At 65.9% G+C, this 15,975-nt stretch carries 18 protein-coding genes; 11 read left to right on the top strand and 7 right to left on the bottom strand.

Going from position 1 to position 15,975, the window contains the following annotated elements; translation table 11 throughout:
• Nucleotides 1-38: 38 nt before the first annotated feature.
• From ACRAWC_RS15540 to ACRAWC_RS15525, 4 genes are read left to right on the top strand one after another with little or no spacing between them, the layout of a single operon-like run.
• Nucleotides 39-419: a DUF427 domain-containing protein gene (locus ACRAWC_RS15540; protein ID WP_431348541.1), complete on the top strand. Its 381-nt coding sequence runs from the start codon at nucleotides 39-41 to the stop codon at nucleotides 417-419.
• Nucleotides 420-465: 46 nt separating this feature from the next.
• Nucleotides 466-1,818, top strand: coding sequence for a dihydrolipoyl dehydrogenase family protein (locus tag ACRAWC_RS15535; protein ID WP_431348540.1), 1,353 nt, complete (start codon nucleotides 466-468; stop codon nucleotides 1,816-1,818).
• 40 nt (nucleotides 1,819-1,858) lie between these two features.
• A complete protein-coding gene (locus ACRAWC_RS15530) occupies nucleotides 1,859-2,791 on the top strand; it encodes an ABC transporter substrate-binding protein (protein ID WP_431348539.1) in 933 nt (310 codons plus the stop codon).
• 8 nt (nucleotides 2,792-2,799) lie between these two features.
• Nucleotides 2,800-3,474, top strand: a complete 675-nt coding sequence (locus tag ACRAWC_RS15525) for a DUF427 domain-containing protein (RefSeq protein WP_431348538.1) — start codon at nucleotides 2,800-2,802, stop codon at nucleotides 3,472-3,474.
• Nucleotides 3,475-3,485: 11 nt separating this feature from the next.
• Here the strand turns inward: ACRAWC_RS15525 and ACRAWC_RS15520 are convergent, their stop codons facing one another.
• Entirely contained in the window at nucleotides 3,486-4,229 is a 744-nt protein-coding gene (locus ACRAWC_RS15520; protein ID WP_431348537.1) for a haloacid dehalogenase type II, read from the bottom strand.
• A 35-nt stretch (nucleotides 4,230-4,264) separates the two neighbouring features.
• Here ACRAWC_RS15520 and ACRAWC_RS15515 point away from each other — a divergent pair, with 35 nt between their 5' ends.
• The gene (locus ACRAWC_RS15515; protein WP_431348536.1) at nucleotides 4,265-4,996 is read left to right on the top strand and encodes a flavodoxin family protein; all 732 of its coding nucleotides are present in this window, start codon (nucleotides 4,265-4,267) and stop codon (nucleotides 4,994-4,996) included.
• Nucleotides 4,993-6,384 carry an MFS transporter gene (locus ACRAWC_RS15510; RefSeq protein WP_431348535.1) on the top strand — a complete coding sequence of 464 codons (1,392 nt, stop codon included), beginning with the start codon at nucleotides 4,993-4,995 and terminating at the stop codon, nucleotides 6,382-6,384. Before ACRAWC_RS15515 ends, ACRAWC_RS15510 begins: the two co-directional genes overlap by 4 nt.
• On the opposite strand, the gene ACRAWC_RS15505 is transcribed toward ACRAWC_RS15510, so the two are convergent.
• Nucleotides 6,350-6,667, bottom strand: a complete 318-nt coding sequence (locus ACRAWC_RS15505) for a thioredoxin family protein (protein ID WP_121263622.1) — start codon at nucleotides 6,665-6,667, stop codon at nucleotides 6,350-6,352. The genes ACRAWC_RS15510 and ACRAWC_RS15505 overlap by 35 nt on opposite strands.
• A gap of 55 nt (nucleotides 6,668-6,722) precedes the next feature.
• Here ACRAWC_RS15505 and ACRAWC_RS15500 point away from each other — a divergent pair, with 55 nt between their 5' ends.
• Nucleotides 6,723-7,151, top strand: a complete 429-nt coding sequence (locus ACRAWC_RS15500; protein WP_431348534.1) for a heavy metal-responsive transcriptional regulator — start codon at nucleotides 6,723-6,725, stop codon at nucleotides 7,149-7,151.
• A 128-nt stretch (nucleotides 7,152-7,279) separates the two neighbouring features.
• On the opposite strand, the gene ACRAWC_RS15495 is transcribed toward ACRAWC_RS15500, so the two are convergent.
• Together ACRAWC_RS15495 and ACRAWC_RS15490 are read right to left on the bottom strand one after the other, a co-directional pair.
• Nucleotides 7,280-8,341, bottom strand: coding sequence for an IS110 family transposase (locus ACRAWC_RS15495; protein WP_431348533.1), 1,062 nt, complete (start codon nucleotides 8,339-8,341; stop codon nucleotides 7,280-7,282).
• A 199-nt stretch (nucleotides 8,342-8,540) separates the two neighbouring features.
• On the bottom strand, nucleotides 8,541-9,095 hold the full coding sequence (locus tag ACRAWC_RS15490) for a cation:proton antiporter (protein ID WP_431348532.1): 555 nt from the start codon (nucleotides 9,093-9,095) through the stop codon (nucleotides 8,541-8,543).
• A 291-nt stretch (nucleotides 9,096-9,386) separates the two neighbouring features.
• On the opposite strand from ACRAWC_RS15490, the gene ACRAWC_RS15485 reads away from it, so the two are divergent.
• From ACRAWC_RS15485 to ACRAWC_RS15470, 4 genes are all read left to right on the top strand, one after another.
• The gene (locus ACRAWC_RS15485; RefSeq protein ID WP_431348531.1) at nucleotides 9,387-9,524 is read left to right on the top strand and encodes a hypothetical protein; all 138 of its coding nucleotides are present in this window, start codon (nucleotides 9,387-9,389) and stop codon (nucleotides 9,522-9,524) included.
• A gap of 71 nt (nucleotides 9,525-9,595) precedes the next feature.
• Nucleotides 9,596-10,201, top strand: a complete 606-nt coding sequence (locus tag ACRAWC_RS15480; protein ID WP_431348530.1) for a DUF5134 domain-containing protein — start codon at nucleotides 9,596-9,598, stop codon at nucleotides 10,199-10,201.
• A gap of 27 nt (nucleotides 10,202-10,228) precedes the next feature.
• Nucleotides 10,229-10,657: a BlaI/MecI/CopY family transcriptional regulator gene (locus tag ACRAWC_RS15475; RefSeq protein ID WP_431348529.1), complete on the top strand. Its 429-nt coding sequence runs from the start codon at nucleotides 10,229-10,231 to the stop codon at nucleotides 10,655-10,657.
• A gap of 4 nt (nucleotides 10,658-10,661) precedes the next feature.
• Entirely contained in the window at nucleotides 10,662-11,486 is an 825-nt protein-coding gene (locus tag ACRAWC_RS15470; protein WP_431348528.1) for a M56 family metallopeptidase, read from the top strand.
• 9 nt (nucleotides 11,487-11,495) lie between these two features.
• Here ACRAWC_RS15470 and ACRAWC_RS15465 read toward each other — a convergent pair whose 3' ends face one another.
• The 3 genes from ACRAWC_RS15465 to ACRAWC_RS15455 are packed head-to-tail and all read right to left on the bottom strand — an operon-like array spanning nucleotide 11,496 to nucleotide 15,947.
• Nucleotides 11,496-13,742 carry a heavy metal translocating P-type ATPase gene (locus ACRAWC_RS15465; RefSeq protein ID WP_431348527.1) on the bottom strand — a complete coding sequence of 749 codons (2,247 nt, stop codon included), beginning with the start codon at nucleotides 13,740-13,742 and terminating at the stop codon, nucleotides 11,496-11,498.
• A complete protein-coding gene (locus tag ACRAWC_RS15460) occupies nucleotides 13,739-15,748 on the bottom strand; it encodes a cytochrome c oxidase assembly protein (RefSeq protein ID WP_431348526.1) in 2,010 nt (669 codons plus the stop codon). Before ACRAWC_RS15460 ends, ACRAWC_RS15465 begins: the two co-directional genes overlap by 4 nt.
• Nucleotides 15,741-15,947: a heavy-metal-associated domain-containing protein gene (locus ACRAWC_RS15455; RefSeq protein ID WP_431348525.1), complete on the bottom strand. Its 207-nt coding sequence runs from the start codon at nucleotides 15,945-15,947 to the stop codon at nucleotides 15,741-15,743. The genes ACRAWC_RS15460 and ACRAWC_RS15455 overlap by 8 nt, the downstream gene beginning before the upstream one ends.
• Nucleotides 15,948-15,975: the final 28 nt, after the last annotated feature.

The following is a 15,975-nucleotide window of genomic DNA, read 5'->3' as shown; positions in this document are numbered from 1 at the left end:
GATTTACTGTGGCGAAAACCCCAGGAAGGGAGAAACCGATGAGCTCCTCACCCGCCACCTACCGTGCCACGTGGAACGGCGTCGTCGTCGCCGAATCGGATCGCACCATCCGCGTCGAGGGTAACCAATACTTCCCGCCGGAAAGCCTCGATCGGTCCCTGTTTCACAACAGCGACCTCACCTCGGTCTGCCCATGGAAGGGCACCGCCCGCTACTACAGCCTCGAAGTGGGCGGTAAAACCAATCCGGACGCCGCCTGGTACTACCCGAGCCCCTCCGCTGCGGCCAACCAGATCCAGGGCTACGTTGCCTTCTGGAACGGCGTCCGGGTCACCAAAGCGCCCGCACCCAACGCTGACTCCGAGACGAACCGCCCTGGTCTCTTCGCTCGGTGGATGCGCCGCCTCACTCACGACTGACGCGCCGCGTCGCAAGCAGCATCTCCGAAGAAAGGAAGAGCGGACCATGGCCGAACAAGTCGATGTCATCGTTGTGGGAATGGGTCCGGGCGGTGAAACAGCCGCCGAAGAGCTCGCCCACGCAGGGTTGTCGGTGATCGGAATCGACTCACACCTCGTCGGCGGGGAATGCGCGTACTACGGGTGCATCCCCACCAAGATGATGATCCGCGCCGCGAACGTTCTCGCCGAAGCACGCCGCGTCCCCGCACTCGCCGGCACCGCCGAAACTACCCCGGACTTCGCACCCGTGGCCCACCGGATCCGCACGGAAGCAACGGACGATTGGAACGACCAGGTCGCCGTCGACCGCTTCCAGAACGCGGGAGGCCGCTTCGTACGCGGCCACGCCACCATCACCGGTACCGACACAGTGCAGGTCGTGGACACCACCTATCAAGCCCGCAAGGCGATCATCCTCAATACCGGCACCTCGCCAGCGGTCCCCCCGATCCCGGGCCTAGCCGACACCCCCTTCTGGACCAATCGCGACGCGGTCGCTGCCACGACGGCGCCGGAATCCCTGATCGTCCTCGGTGGTGGCGCCGTCGGCGTCGAACTCGGCCAAGCGTTCGCCCGGTTCGGCAGCACCATCGACATCGTCGAAGCCGCCGACCGGCTCCTTCCCGCCGAAGAACCGGAATCCAGCTCCCTGATCCAGGATGTCCTCACCGCGGAAGGCATCCGAGTGCACACGGGATCCCCTGCGGACTCCGTCAGCCACGACGGTGCGCGGTTCACCGTCACGGTCGACGGGACGACGCTGACCGCTGAGAGACTGCTGGTCGGAACCGGACGCCGACCCAACATCACCGACCTGGGCCTGGACAGCATCGGCGTGGACGCGACCGGGCGCTCCTTGACTACCGACGACCACGGCCGGCTCACCGACACCGTCTTCGCCATCGGCGACATCACCGGCAGGGGAGCATTCACGCACGTGTCGGTGTACCAAGCCCGGATCGTGGTGGACACCATCCTTGGCAGGGACCACGGCGCCGGCGAATACCACGCTGTACCACGGGTGACGTTCACCGACCCGGAAATCGCAGCGGTCGGGCTCACCGAGGCCGAAGCGCGCCGCGCCGACCTCCAAATCACAACTGCCCTCACGCAAATCCCGAATTCCACACGCGGATGGTTGCACGCCATCGGCAACCAGGGATTCATCAAACTCATCGTGGACAGCCGGCGCGGAATCCTGGTCGGAGCGACCTCGGCAAGTCCCGTCGGAGGCGAAGTCCTCTCCCTCCTCACCCTCGCCGTTCACGAACGCACGCCGATCGAGCATCTCCGAGACACGATCTACGCGTATCCGACATTCCATCGCGCGCTGGATGACGCGCTCGCACAGCTCTGACCCAAGACACACACGATCGCCGAGGAGAGGCTCCCCACACATGTCCCCACGACTGCGACGACCCGTTCTGACCGGAGCGGCGATCGCTGCGGCTTTGCTGCTCGCGGGTTGCACCGCAGGCGCGCCATTCGGCGGTTCCGCAGCCCAGACGACGAGCGGCTCACCGTCCGGCGGGAACATCGTCATCGGATCGGCGGCGTTCCCAGAGTCCGCGATCATCGCGGAAGTGTATGCGCAGGCGTTGGAGAGCAAGGGCATCGCCGTGACTAGGCGGTTCAACATCGGTCAGCGCGAGCTCTACCTCAAAGCGCTTCAGGACGGATCCATCGACCTGATTCCCGAATACTCCGGCAACCTGCTTCAGTACTACGACAAGGCCGCGACAGCTTCCTCCAGCAGCGACGTCTACGCACAACTGAGCAAGAAGCTTCCCGCCGGATTCACAGTGCTGGACGAATCCGCGGCGCAAGACAAGGACTCCGAGAATGTCACCAAGGCATTCTCGGAGAAGTACCACGTCACCAGCATCAGCGACCTCGCGCATGTTCCGCTCAACCTGACGATCGCCGCCAACCCCGAGTTCGCGGTGCGCCCGGCCGGCAGCGCCGGGCTGAAACGCGTGTATGGGGTGGATGTCACGTTGGAACCGATCAGCGATAGCGGCGGACCGCTCACCATCCGAGCGCTCACCAGCGGAAGTGTGCAGGTCGCGGACATCTTCACGACCTCTCCTGCGATCAAGGCCAACGACCTGGTCACATTGAAGGACCCGAAAAACCTGATCCTCGCCCAGAACGTGCTCCCGTTGATCAACTCCATGAACGCCACCCCCACGGTCTCCAAAGTGCTCAATGAGGTCTCCCACGCATTGACAACGTCGGACCTGATCGAGTTCAACAGCGAGAGCAGCGGCGCCACGAAGGCGACCCCCGCCACCATCGCCAAACGCTGGCTCGCCGGGCGCAACCTTTAGGAGCATCGATGACGATACGGATGGGTGAACTTCTCGCCAGCCACAACGACGACTTTCGCGTCGAGCCGACGCGTAAGCGGATCCGCGCCGTCCTCGCCGGGAGGGTCGTCCTCGACAGCCGGCGCGCCCTGCTGGTCTGGCCGCCCAGCGGCCCTGTGCCCACCTACGCGGTCCCTGTCGAGGACATCCTCCTCCCCGACCACATCCTCCCGTCGCAGAACGCTCTGCCATCCCCAGCAGACGATGAGCTGGCAGGAATGGTCGTCCTCCGCTTCAGCAACTTCGATGCATGGCTGGAGGACGACGACCAGATCCTCGGACACCCACGCGACCCCTTCCACCGTGTCGACGTGCGCGCCACGTCACAGCGCATCCAGCTCTCACTCGACGGACAGGTCCTAGCCGACACTGTGCGCGGGCGCCTCCTGTACGAGACCGGCCTGCCGACACGCTATTACGTGCCGCGCGCCGACATCCTCGTACCCTTGCTTCCCACCCGGACTCACACGATCTGTCCTTACAAAGGCGAAGCGTCGTACTGGCCATTCACGCTCGGCGGCGACGCCTACACCGATCAGCTATGGAGCTACGAACGACCGCTAGCAGATTCCGGCGTACCTGCTGGGTACGTGGCGTTCTACGATGAACGGTTCGAGCTCACCGTTCACCCGCCGATCGACTAAGCCTGGGCACCTCAACCCAAGCGGGCGAGCTCTTCCAGCGAGCGCACCTCGTACAGAGGGGCCGCGAAGTACGGCGGATACGGCCCTCCGGAACGGTTCACCCACACCGTCTGCAGCCCCGCTGCATCCGCGCCATGAATGTCCCACGGGTGCACAGCCACCAGCATCATCTCCCCCACCCCCACTCCGCAAGCGTTCGCAGCGTATTCGTACGCCTCGCGGGCCGGCTTCCACCGCGACGTGTCCTCCACGCTGAGCAGCGCATCGAACATCTCCCGGATCCCAGCTGTACGGAACAATCGGTCGGCCACCGACGTCGAACCATTACTGAGAGTGACCAGCCGCCGGCCGGCCGCGTGCAACGCTGATACACCGGGCACGACATCAGGGTGAAGGCTCAGCTCCGCGAATCCACTTAAGACATGCGCAACAGCCGGTTCGATATCAGTGTTGAGCGGCTGATCGCGCAGCCGAAGCCGCAGAAGGTCCTCGGCGATGGTGGCGAACCGCTCGCTGCCACCAGCCGCCGCCAGAGCGAACCCGTCACGGAGGACCGTCGCGAACCACAACGCGGCCTCCTCCCGGGGTGCACCAATCTCAGCAAACCGAAATGACATGCCGGACAAGTCTGACAACGTCTCGTTGACATCGAACACGGTCACAGCCGGAAGTCTCATCGGTTCCTTCTTCATCTCGTCGCGATGCCGCGCACTGTACGCCGAGAGCACGGATGCCCGGCCGGTGATCGAGCGCACAGAGCCGAACCGTTCGCTGCGCGTAGCGTGCCCTCATGAACGACCGACCGGCTCCGCCCGCCCGCTACGACGACCTGCGCGCTCTCTACATCAACTGCACCCTTAAGCCCAGTCCGCAGGTGAGCAACACCCAGGGCCTCATAGAGCGCAGCATCGCGCTGATGCGGTCAGTCGGAGTCACCGTCGAATCCATCCGGTTCATCGACCACGACGTCGCGACCGGCGTGTATCCGGATATGCGCGACCACGGTTGGGCGAGCGACGAATGGCCGGAGCTGATCTGGCCGAAGGTCGACGCAGCCGACATCCTCGTCATCGGTGGACCGCTCTGGCTCGGCGACAACGCCTCGGTCACACGAAAGCTCGTCGAACGGCTATACGGGATGAGCGGGCTCTACAACGCCAAAGGGCAATACATCTATTACGGCAAGGTCGGCGGCGCCGTCATCACCGGCAACGAAGACGGGGTAAAACACGCCGCAATGTCGCTGCTGTACAGCATGCAGCACATCGGCTTCACCATCCCGCCGGCCGCCGACGCCGGCTGGATCGGACCGATAGGGCCAGGACTGTCCTACCTCGACCCCGGCTCCGGCGGACCAGAGAACGACTTCACCAACCGGAACACCACCTTCATGACCTGGAATCTTCTGCACACTGCTCGCAGGCTGAAGGACTCCGGAGGAATCCCCGCCTACGGGAACCTGCGAGAGCAGTGGAACAACGGCGAGAGATTCGGCTTCGCCAGCAACCCCGAATACCGGTGACCGACGTCACCGCGCGAGCAGGTCGCATCGACCGGCCGAGAAGACGTCCGCGCGGCGCTCATGCGGCTGGAGTCGTCATCCTCGCCCAATTCCTCCTTCGCGCGGCCTCAGCGGCGGGCGCACTCCTCGTCGGAAGCTACTTCGTCGACCTCGCGCACCACGGCGTGCCCATCAGTTCACTCGTCCTGGGTGCACTGTCCGCCCTCGCATATCTGGCCGAATTGATTCTCGCGCCGCTCTCTGGCTCGCTCAGCGACTTGAAGGGGCGTCGCCTCTTTCTGGTGGTCGCCCCGCTCGTCGCCGCCGTCGGGATTGTGCTGACGCCGGGCGCGTCGGTGTTCAACGCAACACCTCCGCTGGCGATGGTGGTCGCGATCGTCGGAGTGTCCCGGCTCATCGACGGCACGTCGGCTGCGATGGCGACCCCAGCCACCCTCGGCCTACTCGCCGACAGCACCGATGAAGACCGTCACCGTCGCGGCCGCCTCAACAGCATGTACGAACTCTCCTCCTCCGGCGGTATCGCAGTGGGCGCAGTCATCGGTCCGGCACTGTACGCCGACACCGGGCTCTGGGCTTTCACCGTGCTCGCCGGCATCTACGCCATCGCCGGAATCCTCGTCGCGACATTCACCCGCACCGACCGGCCAAAAGCCGACACCACCCCAGTGACACTTCGCCGCAGATTGAAGATCTTCAGCAACAGGCAGCTCCTGGCCTTCCTCCCGTCCTGGATCGCGGTCAACGCCATCCTCGGCACCTGGGTGACCTCGCAAATCACCTACGTCCTCGCCGGCGACCGCGCATTCCCCGGCCAACGATTCACCGGCTCCCTAGCCCACCACCCCGCCTGGCTCTCCCCAATCCTCGGCGGCTACGTGCTCCTGTTCAGCGTCTGCATCATCGGATGGTCCTTCATCGTCGGTCGACTACCCACCCTGCCGACCCTCACCGTCACCATCAGCGGTGCAGTCCTCACCTCTGCCGGGCTCATCATGGCGAACCACGGCATCGCCCTAACAGTCGCGATACCGATCGTCGTCGTCGGAGTCTTCCTGGAGGCGGGTTTCACACCCGCAGCGCTCACCCATCTCTCCGACATCTCCGCAGACTTCCGCCCAAACCGCGGCCTCATCATGGGGGTCTACTCGGTTGTTCTCGGAGTCGGCTACCTTCTCGGCAACCTCCTGGGCGGTGTCTTCGCGCAATGGCTGGCCTTCGACGGCTTAGGCCTCCTCACCATCCTGCTCGCCATCATCGCGCTGACCACGATCCCCGGGATGATGCTGGCCGAACGACGCCATGGGCGCACACGCGAAGCACCGCCCCGCGATTCCTCAACATCAACTCCGGTCAGCGCGAGGCCGAACGATGACGCGACTCAATAACGTCGTTCAACTGCTCGAGGGTCGGAGAACCGGCGAAGCCGGCACCGGACCGGTACACCCGGCACGCCAAACCGACCGGCGCATCCGGTTCGGCGAACGGATCATCGCCGTCGATCAGGACGGTCGGGGAACCGTGGAACCCCAGCGTCTCGGCTTCCTCGACACTGCTCACCAACTGACGCTGAATGGTGATGTCCGCGCGCCCGTCAGTGAGCTCATGCAAGCGCTGCTCCGTCGTCATCCAGTTCGGGCAACCATCGAAGTACTGCAGGGTTATCTCCATGCCGCAACGGTAAGCCTTGCACCGCAGTACAAGGTCAAGCAGGGAGGAAACCAAAATGTTGATCGGTGAACTCGCCGAGCGCGCACACATCAACCCGCAGACCGTGCGCTTCTATGAACGCCGTGGCCTCGTCGCAGAACCACCCCGGACACCCAGCGGGTACCGCGACTACACGTCTGCGGCCGTCGCGCGAATCCAATTCATCCGGTCCGCGCAGACAGCAGGGCTGACCCTGAAGGACATCCGCGGAATCCTCCAGATCCGAGACAGCGGATCCGCTCCCTGCGACCACGTCACCACCGTGCTGGACACCAAACTCACTGAGGTTCGCCAGCGACTGCGGGAGCTCGCCGACCTCGAGAATGAACTCATGGCGATCCTTCAATCGCGTCAGCGACTCGATACGCGCCACTGCTCGCCGGACGCTATATGCACACTCCTCGCTCCCACAACGCCAACCCTCCCGACGCAAGCGAGTACCTGAAGGACCCCCGAGACGAGTAGCCCTGACACGCGACATTCTTCGTCTCCGTTTGCGGGACTGTCCGTTTAACAATGAAGATGGTCTTGACGGCTTCGGCTGGGGCTGACCTGCTGACGGTCCTATAGAAGTCAAGTGAGTCCGAGGTCGGATTTCAGGTCGTGGTAGACCTCGCGGGCGATGAAGCGTTTGAGGCAGCGGAGGACGTCCTTTTTCGAGAGTCCTTCGGCCAGCCTGCGTTGCGCGTAAGCGATCGTGGGCTCGTGGTATCGGAGACGACAGACCGCGATCATGTGGAGAGTGGCATTGGCTTGTCGGTCACCGCCGCGGTGCAGGCGCATCCGCTGGGTCTTACCTGATGAGACCGGGATCGGTGCGACACCGCAGAGTCGGGCGAACGCGGCTTCGGAGTGTAACCGGTCGATGTTCTGCCCTGCGGTGACCAGGAGCTGGGCAGCGTGCCCGGTGCCGATCGCGAGCTTGGAAATCAGAGTGGGTGCTGTTTGGGCGACGAGTTCCTCCAGCACGACGTCGACATCGCGGATCTCGGCGGTGAGGTCGAGAACACGCTTCGCGAGCGTCCGAAGCGCGTACTTCGTGGCGTGGAACGGGTCGGCGATGTTGTAGCGCTCTGGTCGCAGGCCAGCGCAGCGCTCGATCAACGCGGCGGTGGTGCGCTCGGTAACCTGCTCCCGTAATTCAGCAGGCGCGGTGATGAGCAGATCCCGGAGTTGGAGTTGCGCGCGGGTGCGCGAACGGATCGCGGAGTCCCGGCCGACCCGCAGAATCCGGATGGATTCGACGACACCGGTGGTGATCTTCGGCACGACCGCGGCCTGGCCGGAGAGGGCCTTCATCGCCGCTGCTTCAGCGTCGATCGCGTCGTCTTTGCCGCGGCAGGCGCGCAGGTGAGGATGAGGCTGATTGACCTCAACGACCTCAACGCCGCGAGCGAGCAGGAACCTGGTCAGGCCGGCCGCATACGATCCGGTCGATTCGATCCCGATCTTGTCGATCACACCGAAGTGTCCGAGCCAGTCCAACGCGTCCTGGTAACCGCGGGTCGACGCGGTGAACTCCTGACTCCCCAAACGCCTTCCCGAGGAGTCCAGGGCGGCGACATGGTGGGTGTTTGAGTGCGCGTCAATCCCACCGACAATGATCGTGCCGGTCAGCTGCTGTTGTTCCTTCATTGGGTTCCTCTCCGACGGAAGAGCCCCGGAGCGGTGCGGAACGGACACAACAATGACGAGGCATCGTGCGCGAACAAGGTCCTATGAAGTCACGTTCCACCCAGCCCCGAAAGGCTCCGGGACAGCGACGGCGAACCTCGGCCGGGACGACTCGTCGGTGTCAGGACAACAGCACACGCCGTGTCAGTTAAACAGCAGGTCAGCCCCAGCCGAAGCCGTCAAGACCATCTTCATTGTTATTCAGACAGTCCCGCGCGATGCCGACCGGGTCGTTCGCCCCGGACTCTCCCTCGAGGGTCGTCCCCGAGCGGCCCGTGATCTCACGTTTACCCAGAATCGAGAAGACGACCGCAGGATCCGTGGGCGACAGCGCCGCCCCGATCAGCAACGCGGTCTGCCACCCGAAACCGAACAAGAAATGCGACGCGACAGCAATTCCCGCCGCGGTGACAGCGGTGCCTGCGATTCCGAGCACCGTGATCGCCCCGGCCGCCGAACGGAAACGACGCCAGCCGATGTGCATCCCGCCGTCGAAGAGGATGAAAATCAACGCAACGGTGACGATCCGTTCGTTCGCCTGGTCGGGAACCGTGCCGAGGACGGGGAACACAGCTGAAGCCGCAGCCGCCGCCGCCAGGAACAACGCCGGCGCCGGCACGCGAATCCACGTGCTCAACCGGTTCGAGAGCACAGCGATGATCACGGTTGCGGCGACCAAGAAAATCACCACGCTGAACGGCTCGATGTCGATCATGAGCGCATCCGCCACCACGAGTCCGCCATGCCAACCTCCCCGTCAAGGCGCACCAACACAATCGCCGACCAGGCTTCCCGGCACACCTCGCGGGCTCGACACACGGGCATCGCGACGCTCCAACCCTACAACTCGGCCCCACCCGGGGAGCCAACGGCTATGCGTTGCGAATCCGACCCGACAGCAACTTTGTTCACCTCGGGACGGATGGCGTCGGTGACAGTCCCGCCCTGCACAAGTCGTGTACAGTTAGTCGCTCGTTCGCCACTCTACAAGATGTAGTGTGGATGGGTGTCCGTGCTCGTGCTCCTTTCCCAGGCCGCGGCTGCGCTGGTGCTGATCGTGCTCATCCTGGGTGGTGCACGGGATGAGCCGGAGACGCAGCGGCCTGGTCGCTGGACGTGGGACGCTGTCACGGTTCGCCGCTGACTGAAGACGCGGCGACGAACGAGACGGCGCGGGTAGCGCGGAAAAAGTCGTACAAGAAAGGAACCTGCACGATGATGTATCCCGGCGTCGTCGCTATGGTCATCGCGATCTTGTTCGGCATCGGTGGTGCCGGCTACCTCACGCGCGCGATCGTGGGGCATCCCTCCCTCCTGTCCCGGATCAGTGACGTGTTGCACGTGCTCCTGGCCGGGACGATGATCACGATGGCGCTGGATGCGAACATGCTTCTTCCGCCGATCGCTCAGCTCATCGTGTTCGGGCCGGCGGTGGTCTATTACGTCATCCTCGCGATCGTGGCACGGTCGGCGACGAACGCTCACGAGCTGCACGGCGGTCGTGCACTGCTCTGCTACCACGCTGTGATGATGTCGGCCATGGTCGTCATGGCGGTGCAGATGCTCCAGGCGGGGACGCACCTCGACGGCACGATGGACATGGATGCGTCGGCGGTCCATCCGATGACGATGGCCTCCGCGCCCGGATGGGGCGCTGTTGGCATTGTGGCCGCGGTGTTCTTCGGCGCCGGCGCACTCCTGTTCCTGGTCAGACTCTTCGCGCCGGCGGCAGCGCGGGCGAACGTGACCGGCGATCGCGTGAACTCCTTCTTGCTTCTGAGCATGAGCGCCGGCATGTGCTTGGCGTTCCTCCCCTGGTGACTTGGCTACGACTGACGAAAGGCCCGCATGAGTGCCCGACACGCACCGGATGTTAAGATTGCTTCGATCCGTGAACCCGGACGAGGAGTGGAAATGGCCAGGCGCGACAGGGGAACACTCGAGGCGAGTGTCCTCGCAATCCTGTCCGCTTCGCCCACGCCGATGGCGAGCCGTGATGTGCTCGCAGAGCTCGACGCACAGGGGATGACCCTGGCCCTCACGACGGTGATCACCGCATTGCAACGGCTGACGCAGAAGGGAGTCGTCAACCGGCTCCCCGGCCCGACGTCGCGGCTGTGGCTCTTCGAAGCAGCGCAGACCCCTTCGGAGCGCGCGGTCACATCCATGGCCTCCGCCCTGGCCGACGCACCGGATCGAGAGGCCGTGCTGATGCAGTTCACCGGCTCTCTGAGCGACGACGACCTCACGATCCTTCGCAAAGCGCTCAGCAAGTAGCCCCGTGGTCGTCGTCTTCGCGCTGCTCGGTGTCGCCGTCCTCGTGACGGCGACCGCTCCGCTGCTGCTCGCGCGCGGATCGTGGCGAGTGCGCCATCCCGGCATCGCGATCGCGCTCTGGCTCGCGGCGTTCGCTGCGGGTGCACTGTCGCTGCTCGGCAGCGTGGCGAGTGCAGCGGTGATCGTGATGGCGAACCTGCACACTGCGTGGCTCGGTGCCTACGCCCCGACCGTTGCCTCCCTGTTCGTCTGGGTCGGCCTCGGCGCGCTCGGCGCTCTCATCGCCCTGGCGGTGACGAGATCCGAGCCGATGTCAGAGGCGCAGCGCAGCACCGACAGCGCAGCCTTCCTGCTCGCGGCCCGTACCAGATACCGGGTGGAGTGCGTCGGCCGACAGCACGTCACCTATGTGCGCGACGAACGACTTCTCGCCTGCTGCACGGCGGACGGCCGCATCTTGATCTCCTCCGCCCTCGAAGAGACGCTTCCCGCCAACCAGGTGCGCGCGATCGTCGAGCATGAGCGGTCCCACCTGCGGCGCCGGCATGGACGCGTGCTGCAGCTCGCGAAGCTGAACGCGGCCTGCTTCCCGCTCCTTCCGACTGCCCGCGAGTTCTCGCGGACAGTCAGCCTGCTCTCTGAGCTGGTGGCGGACGATGACGCCGCTCGCGTATGCGGGCCGGCCACCCTCTGTAACGCGCTCGCCCGCGTGGGCGAAGCGACTGGCGACGCCGGGATGCTGCTGCGCGCGGAGCGCCTGGCCGCTGTCCCGGTCTACGGACACGCTGACCGACGCACGCTTCCCGCGGTCAGCGTTATCGTTCGCTGAACGCTCCGGTCAGCCCTCGAAGGATCGCAGCCGCAGGCTGTTGGCCACCACGAGCGTGGAGGACAACGCCATCGCCGCCGCCGCGATCAGCGGGTTGAGCAACCCAGCGGCGGCCAACGGGATCGCCGCCACGTTGTAGCCGAAGGCCCAGACCAGGTTCATCCGGATCGTCCGCAGCGTCGCCCGGGACAGCCGGACGGCATCCGGGACGGCCATCAGATCGTCTCGGACGATGATCACGTCTGCCGACTTCAGCGCGATATCGGTGCCCTGCACCACGGCGAGCCCGAGGCGTGCGGTCGCCAACGCGGCCGAGTCGTTCACGCCGTCGCCGACCATCGCCACCCGGCGTCCCGATTGCTGCAGCCCATCGACGATCGCCGCCTTCTGCTCGGGGAGCACCCCCGCGATGACCTCGTCGACGCCGATCATGGCGCCGACGGGCTCGGCGACGGCTGCGGTGTCGCCGGAGAGCAGGACGGTGCGGAGTCCGAGCCGACGCAGTTCGGCGACGGCCGAAGCCGCAGACTCCCGCACCGTGTCCTCCACCGCCAGTACCGCGACGGCCGCCCCGTCGACAGCCAGCAGAACCGGCGTGTGCGCCGCCGCCAGATGGCCGTCCACCGCAGCAGCGACCTCAGCGGGGAACGCGATCCCGTCGTCCGTGAGTAGACGCGCGCTTCCGATCAGCACCTGCTCCCCAGCAACGATGCCTTCGGCGCCAAGACCGGCTCTGGCGGCGAAGCCGGCCACCGCGGGCAGATCGGTCACGAGCGTCCGTGCGTGGTCGACGACCGCGCGGGCGATCGGATGCTCCGACGCAACCTCCAGCGCAGCCGCGATACGCAGCACGTCGAGTTCGTCGCGACCGAACGCGTCGACGGCGACGACACGCATCCGACCCTCCGTCACAGTGCCGGTCTTGTCCAGGACGACGGTGTCGATTGCCCCGGAGGCCTCGAGTGCGTCCGGGCCCTTGATCAGGATGCCGAGCTGGCTGCCTCGGCCGACACCGACCATCAACGCGGTCGGCGTCGCGAGGCCGAGAGCACACGGGCACGCGATGATGAGCACCGCGACGCCGTTGGTGATCGCCGTGTTGAACGACGCACCGCCGATCAGCCAGCCCGCGAAGACGAGAACCGCGAGGGCGACCACCGTGGGCACGAACACTGCAGTCACGCGGTCGACGTAGCGCTGCACGGACGCCTTCCGTCGTTGCGCATCCTCCGCGAGTGCCGCCATCTGGGCCAGCCGCGACCGCGCCCCGACAGCGTCCGCCCGCACGAAGAGCCGCCCCGACAGATTGAGCGTGCCGCCGATGACGGTCTCGCCGTCTCCGACCTCGGCCGGGACCGATTCGCCCGTCATCGCCGAGGTGTCCACAGTGGAGGTGCCATCCATGACCGTGCCGTCCGCTGCGATCCTCTCGCCCGGGCGCACGATGATCGTGTCGCCTACCCGCAGTTGCCCGATCGGGATGGTCCGCTCGACACCTGCTTCCGTGTCGATCACTGTGGCTTCCCGCGCAGCAAGGTCGCCGATCGCCTCCAGCACATCGGCTGCACGTCGCCGCGACCGGCTTTCGAAGTAGCGTCCGCCGAGCTGGAAGGTCACCATCCCGGCGGCGACGTCCAGATAGATCGAGTCGGCGCCGGCGGGCGTACGACCGAAGCCCAGCCAGTATCCCGGCTGATCGGAGGGGGCGACCAGCAGCGTCCACAGTGCCCACCCGAACGAGACCACCACCCCGAGTGACACGAGCGTGTCCATGCTGAGCGTGCCGTGTCGGAGGCCGCGCAGCGTCGCCCGGTGGAACGGCCACGCCGCCCAGGTCACGATCGGCAGGGCGAGCAGGACGCACAGCGCCTGCCAACCCGGGAAGCGCCACGCGGGCACAAGCGCGAGCAGGATCGTCAGATCGCAGAGCGGGATGGCCAGCAGAGCCGAGACGGCGAGCCTCCTCCGCAGCGACGACGTGCGCGTCTCCGCCGCGCGGGCACTCCAGGCGTCGTCTCCCGGCACGTGGACCGCGGCTGTATAGCCGGCCCCTTCGACGGCGGCGATCGCGGTCGAGGCGTCGCCCTCGCCGAGACCGCTCACCACCGCGCGCTCGGTGGCGAAATTGACAGAAGCCGTGACGCCGTCGAGCTTGTTGAGCTTGCGCTCGACGGCGTTGGCGCACGCGGTGCAGGTCATTCCGCCGATGTCGAGCTCGAGCCGTTTCTCGAGGGCGACCGGGGTGGTGGTGGTCATCGCGACTCCTCATCGGGAACAGGGACACGTGTGGATGCGGTGGCGCCGGTGGTCTGCCGGCGCTCCGCGAGCTTGGCGAGCATCTGGTTGTACGCCTCGTAGCTGTCGTCCAGTCCGGCGTCGAGGTGTCGGTCGGTGCGTGCCGCGAGCTTCGCGTCCTGGCGCGCCCACTGCGTGACCAGGGCGAGCACCACGATCACCAGCGGGACCTCGCCCGCGGACCAGGCGATCCCTCCCGCGACGTACTGATCGTTGTGCAGGCTGCCGATCCAGGACACGTCGAGGTAGTGGTAGTAGGTGCCCGCCAAGAGCGCGGTGCTGGTCATCACGATGACTCCGAAGAAGGCGTGGAAAGGCATCGCAGCCAGCACCAGACCGAGCTTTCCCAGGTGCGGGAGCGGGCGGGGCGGGGCGTCGACGCCGATCACGAGAGCGTAGAAGATGTACCCGATCAGCAAGTAATGGACGGTCATCGCCTGGTGCGCCCAGTGGTATCGCATCGCCCAGTCGAAGAACGGGGTCATGTAGATCGCGTAGTAGGAGCCGACGAAGACGACGAGCGCGTACAGCGGGTTGAATGCCAGGTGTGTCGCACGCGAGTGCAGCATCGCATTGATCCACTCGTGTGGGCCGGCGAAGTCGTCCTTGCGGTGCGCAGTCGTCGCACGCAGGAAGAGGGTGACCGGGCCTCCCAGCACGAGCAGGAGCGGCCCGAGCATGTTAAGGCTCATGTGCAGCCCCATGTGCACCGCGAAGGAGGCGGACGAGTACGGGCCGATGCCGCTGGAGGTGGTGATGACGACGCTTGCCCAGCCGAGGATCCACGAGATCGTGCGGCCAACCGGCCACGCGTCACCGCGGCGGCGCAGAGTGCGTACGCCGAGGAGGTAGACGAGCGTCCCAGCGACCGAGATGACGAGGAAGAGGATGTTGACCCGGCCGTCCAGGAACAGCGTGACCGGAGTCATCGGCGTGTCCACGTTGTAGCCCAGGAAGAGCTGCTGGGTGGAGGTGGGCACGAAGTAAACAGGCGGCGGGATGCGCAGCATGGCCGACGTGATGCCGAGCACCATCGAGCACGACACGAGGAGCGCGACCAGCTGCCCCCTCCGCAGACCGGTCCGAAGCTTGCGCGGTACGACGAACGCGCCGAGGACGAACACCATCGGAACCAGGAGCCGCAGGATGAACAGGATCCCGGTCGCCGATGTCACCGGCTCTCCCGCGCTCTGGACGTAGTAGAGGATGCTGTCGGCTGCGAGGGCGACGGCCCAGCACCATAACACGAGCGTGCGGAAGCGCTTCGCTGTACGCGGCCCGGGCGGCCCGACCGTCGACCAGCGCACCAGCATCGTCACCGTGGCGCCGAGCAGGATCCCGGTCGCCGGGGTTCCGAAGATCGCCGCATCGCCGGCGAAGTCATGGTTCGGGCCGACCAGCACCTGCCCCACCATGACCGGCGCCAGCATCCCCAGCGCCGCGATCGCGGCGAGGACGACCGTCGAGACCCACGAGCCGACGACGTTGGCTGCGATCAGGACCACCAGCGCGCACACCGCGGAGACGATCCACGCCCCCGGGAGGTAGCTCGCTGTGACCAGGTAGCCGAAGGCTCCCGGCTCGAGCAGCGTCGAGAGGCCTCGCCCGCTGGCGTCCGCTGCGTCGACCGGGATCAACAGGATGCTGCCCCCGAGCCAGACCGATGCGGCGATGCGGGTGAACCGGAGGTCGCGGTCGTTGACGATCGCGGTGCGGGATTTGCGCGCGACGACGAACGCGGCAACCACCAGGCTTCCCAATGCCACGGCCGTCGCCGCGTCAGTCACAAGCCGCAGCAGCGCGCTCGCATACGAGGTCGGCAGCCCCGGGTACTCGCGACTCAGCCACTCATAGGGGGCACTGCCCAACACCGCCACCGTCACGACGACGGAGACGAGCGGTATGGCGGCCGTCGCCCAGAGCAGGAGCGGGTGACGGGCAGCTGGACGGGCTGGCGCGTCAGTCATGCGCCAGTTCGTAGCCCGCTTCCTCGACGGCCTCGCGAACGCTGGCCAGGTCAAGCGGCGAACCGCTGACCACGACGAGGGTCGCCGAACCGGCGTCGGCGCGAACGGACTCCACACCGGGCAGGAGCGATACCTCGCTCTGCACGCGACGCTCGCAGTGCTCGCACGTCATCCCGACAACCTGGTAGCTGGTCTCCATCACGTTCCCTTCGATGCCGTGTCGATTC

The sequence above is a fragment of the Leifsonia sp. L25 genome (assembly GCF_050632895.1).
Note: the sequence above shows the minus strand (reverse complement) of the source record. Positions and strands in the feature narration are given on the sequence as shown.

Excerpts from the sequence above, each read along its gene's own strand:
- ACRAWC_RS15505 (WP_121263622.1), bottom strand. The coding sequence starts at position 6,667 with ATGGAGATAACCCTGCAGTACTTCGATGGTTGCCCGAACTGGATGACG.
- ACRAWC_RS15495 (WP_431348533.1), bottom strand. The coding sequence starts at position 8,341 with ATGAAGGAACAACAGCAGCTGACCGGCACGATCATTGTCGGTGGGATT.
- ACRAWC_RS15475 (WP_431348529.1), top strand. The coding sequence starts at position 10,229 with ATGAGTGCCCGACACGCACCGGATGTTAAGATTGCTTCGATCCGTGAA.
- ACRAWC_RS15515 (WP_431348536.1), top strand. The coding sequence starts at position 4,265 with ATGAACGACCGACCGGCTCCGCCCGCCCGCTACGACGACCTGCGCGCT.
- ACRAWC_RS15455 (WP_431348525.1), bottom strand. The coding sequence starts at position 15,947 with ATGGAGACCAGCTACCAGGTTGTCGGGATGACGTGCGAGCACTGCGAG.
- ACRAWC_RS15480 (WP_431348530.1), top strand. The coding sequence starts at position 9,596 with ATGATGTATCCCGGCGTCGTCGCTATGGTCATCGCGATCTTGTTCGGC.
- ACRAWC_RS15525 (WP_431348538.1), top strand. The coding sequence starts at position 2,800 with ATGACGATACGGATGGGTGAACTTCTCGCCAGCCACAACGACGACTTT.
- ACRAWC_RS15535 (WP_431348540.1), top strand. The coding sequence starts at position 466 with ATGGCCGAACAAGTCGATGTCATCGTTGTGGGAATGGGTCCGGGCGGT.
- ACRAWC_RS15465 (WP_431348527.1), bottom strand. The coding sequence starts at position 13,742 with ATGACCACCACCACCCCGGTCGCCCTCGAGAAACGGCTCGAGCTCGAC.
- ACRAWC_RS15530 (WP_431348539.1), top strand. The coding sequence starts at position 1,859 with ATGTCCCCACGACTGCGACGACCCGTTCTGACCGGAGCGGCGATCGCT.
- ACRAWC_RS15490 (WP_431348532.1), bottom strand. The coding sequence starts at position 9,095 with ATGATCGACATCGAGCCGTTCAGCGTGGTGATTTTCTTGGTCGCCGCA.
- ACRAWC_RS15460 (WP_431348526.1), bottom strand. The coding sequence starts at position 15,748 with ATGACTGACGCGCCAGCCCGTCCAGCTGCCCGTCACCCGCTCCTGCTC.
- ACRAWC_RS15500 (WP_431348534.1), top strand. The coding sequence starts at position 6,723 with ATGTTGATCGGTGAACTCGCCGAGCGCGCACACATCAACCCGCAGACC.
- ACRAWC_RS15540 (WP_431348541.1), top strand. The coding sequence starts at position 39 with ATGAGCTCCTCACCCGCCACCTACCGTGCCACGTGGAACGGCGTCGTC.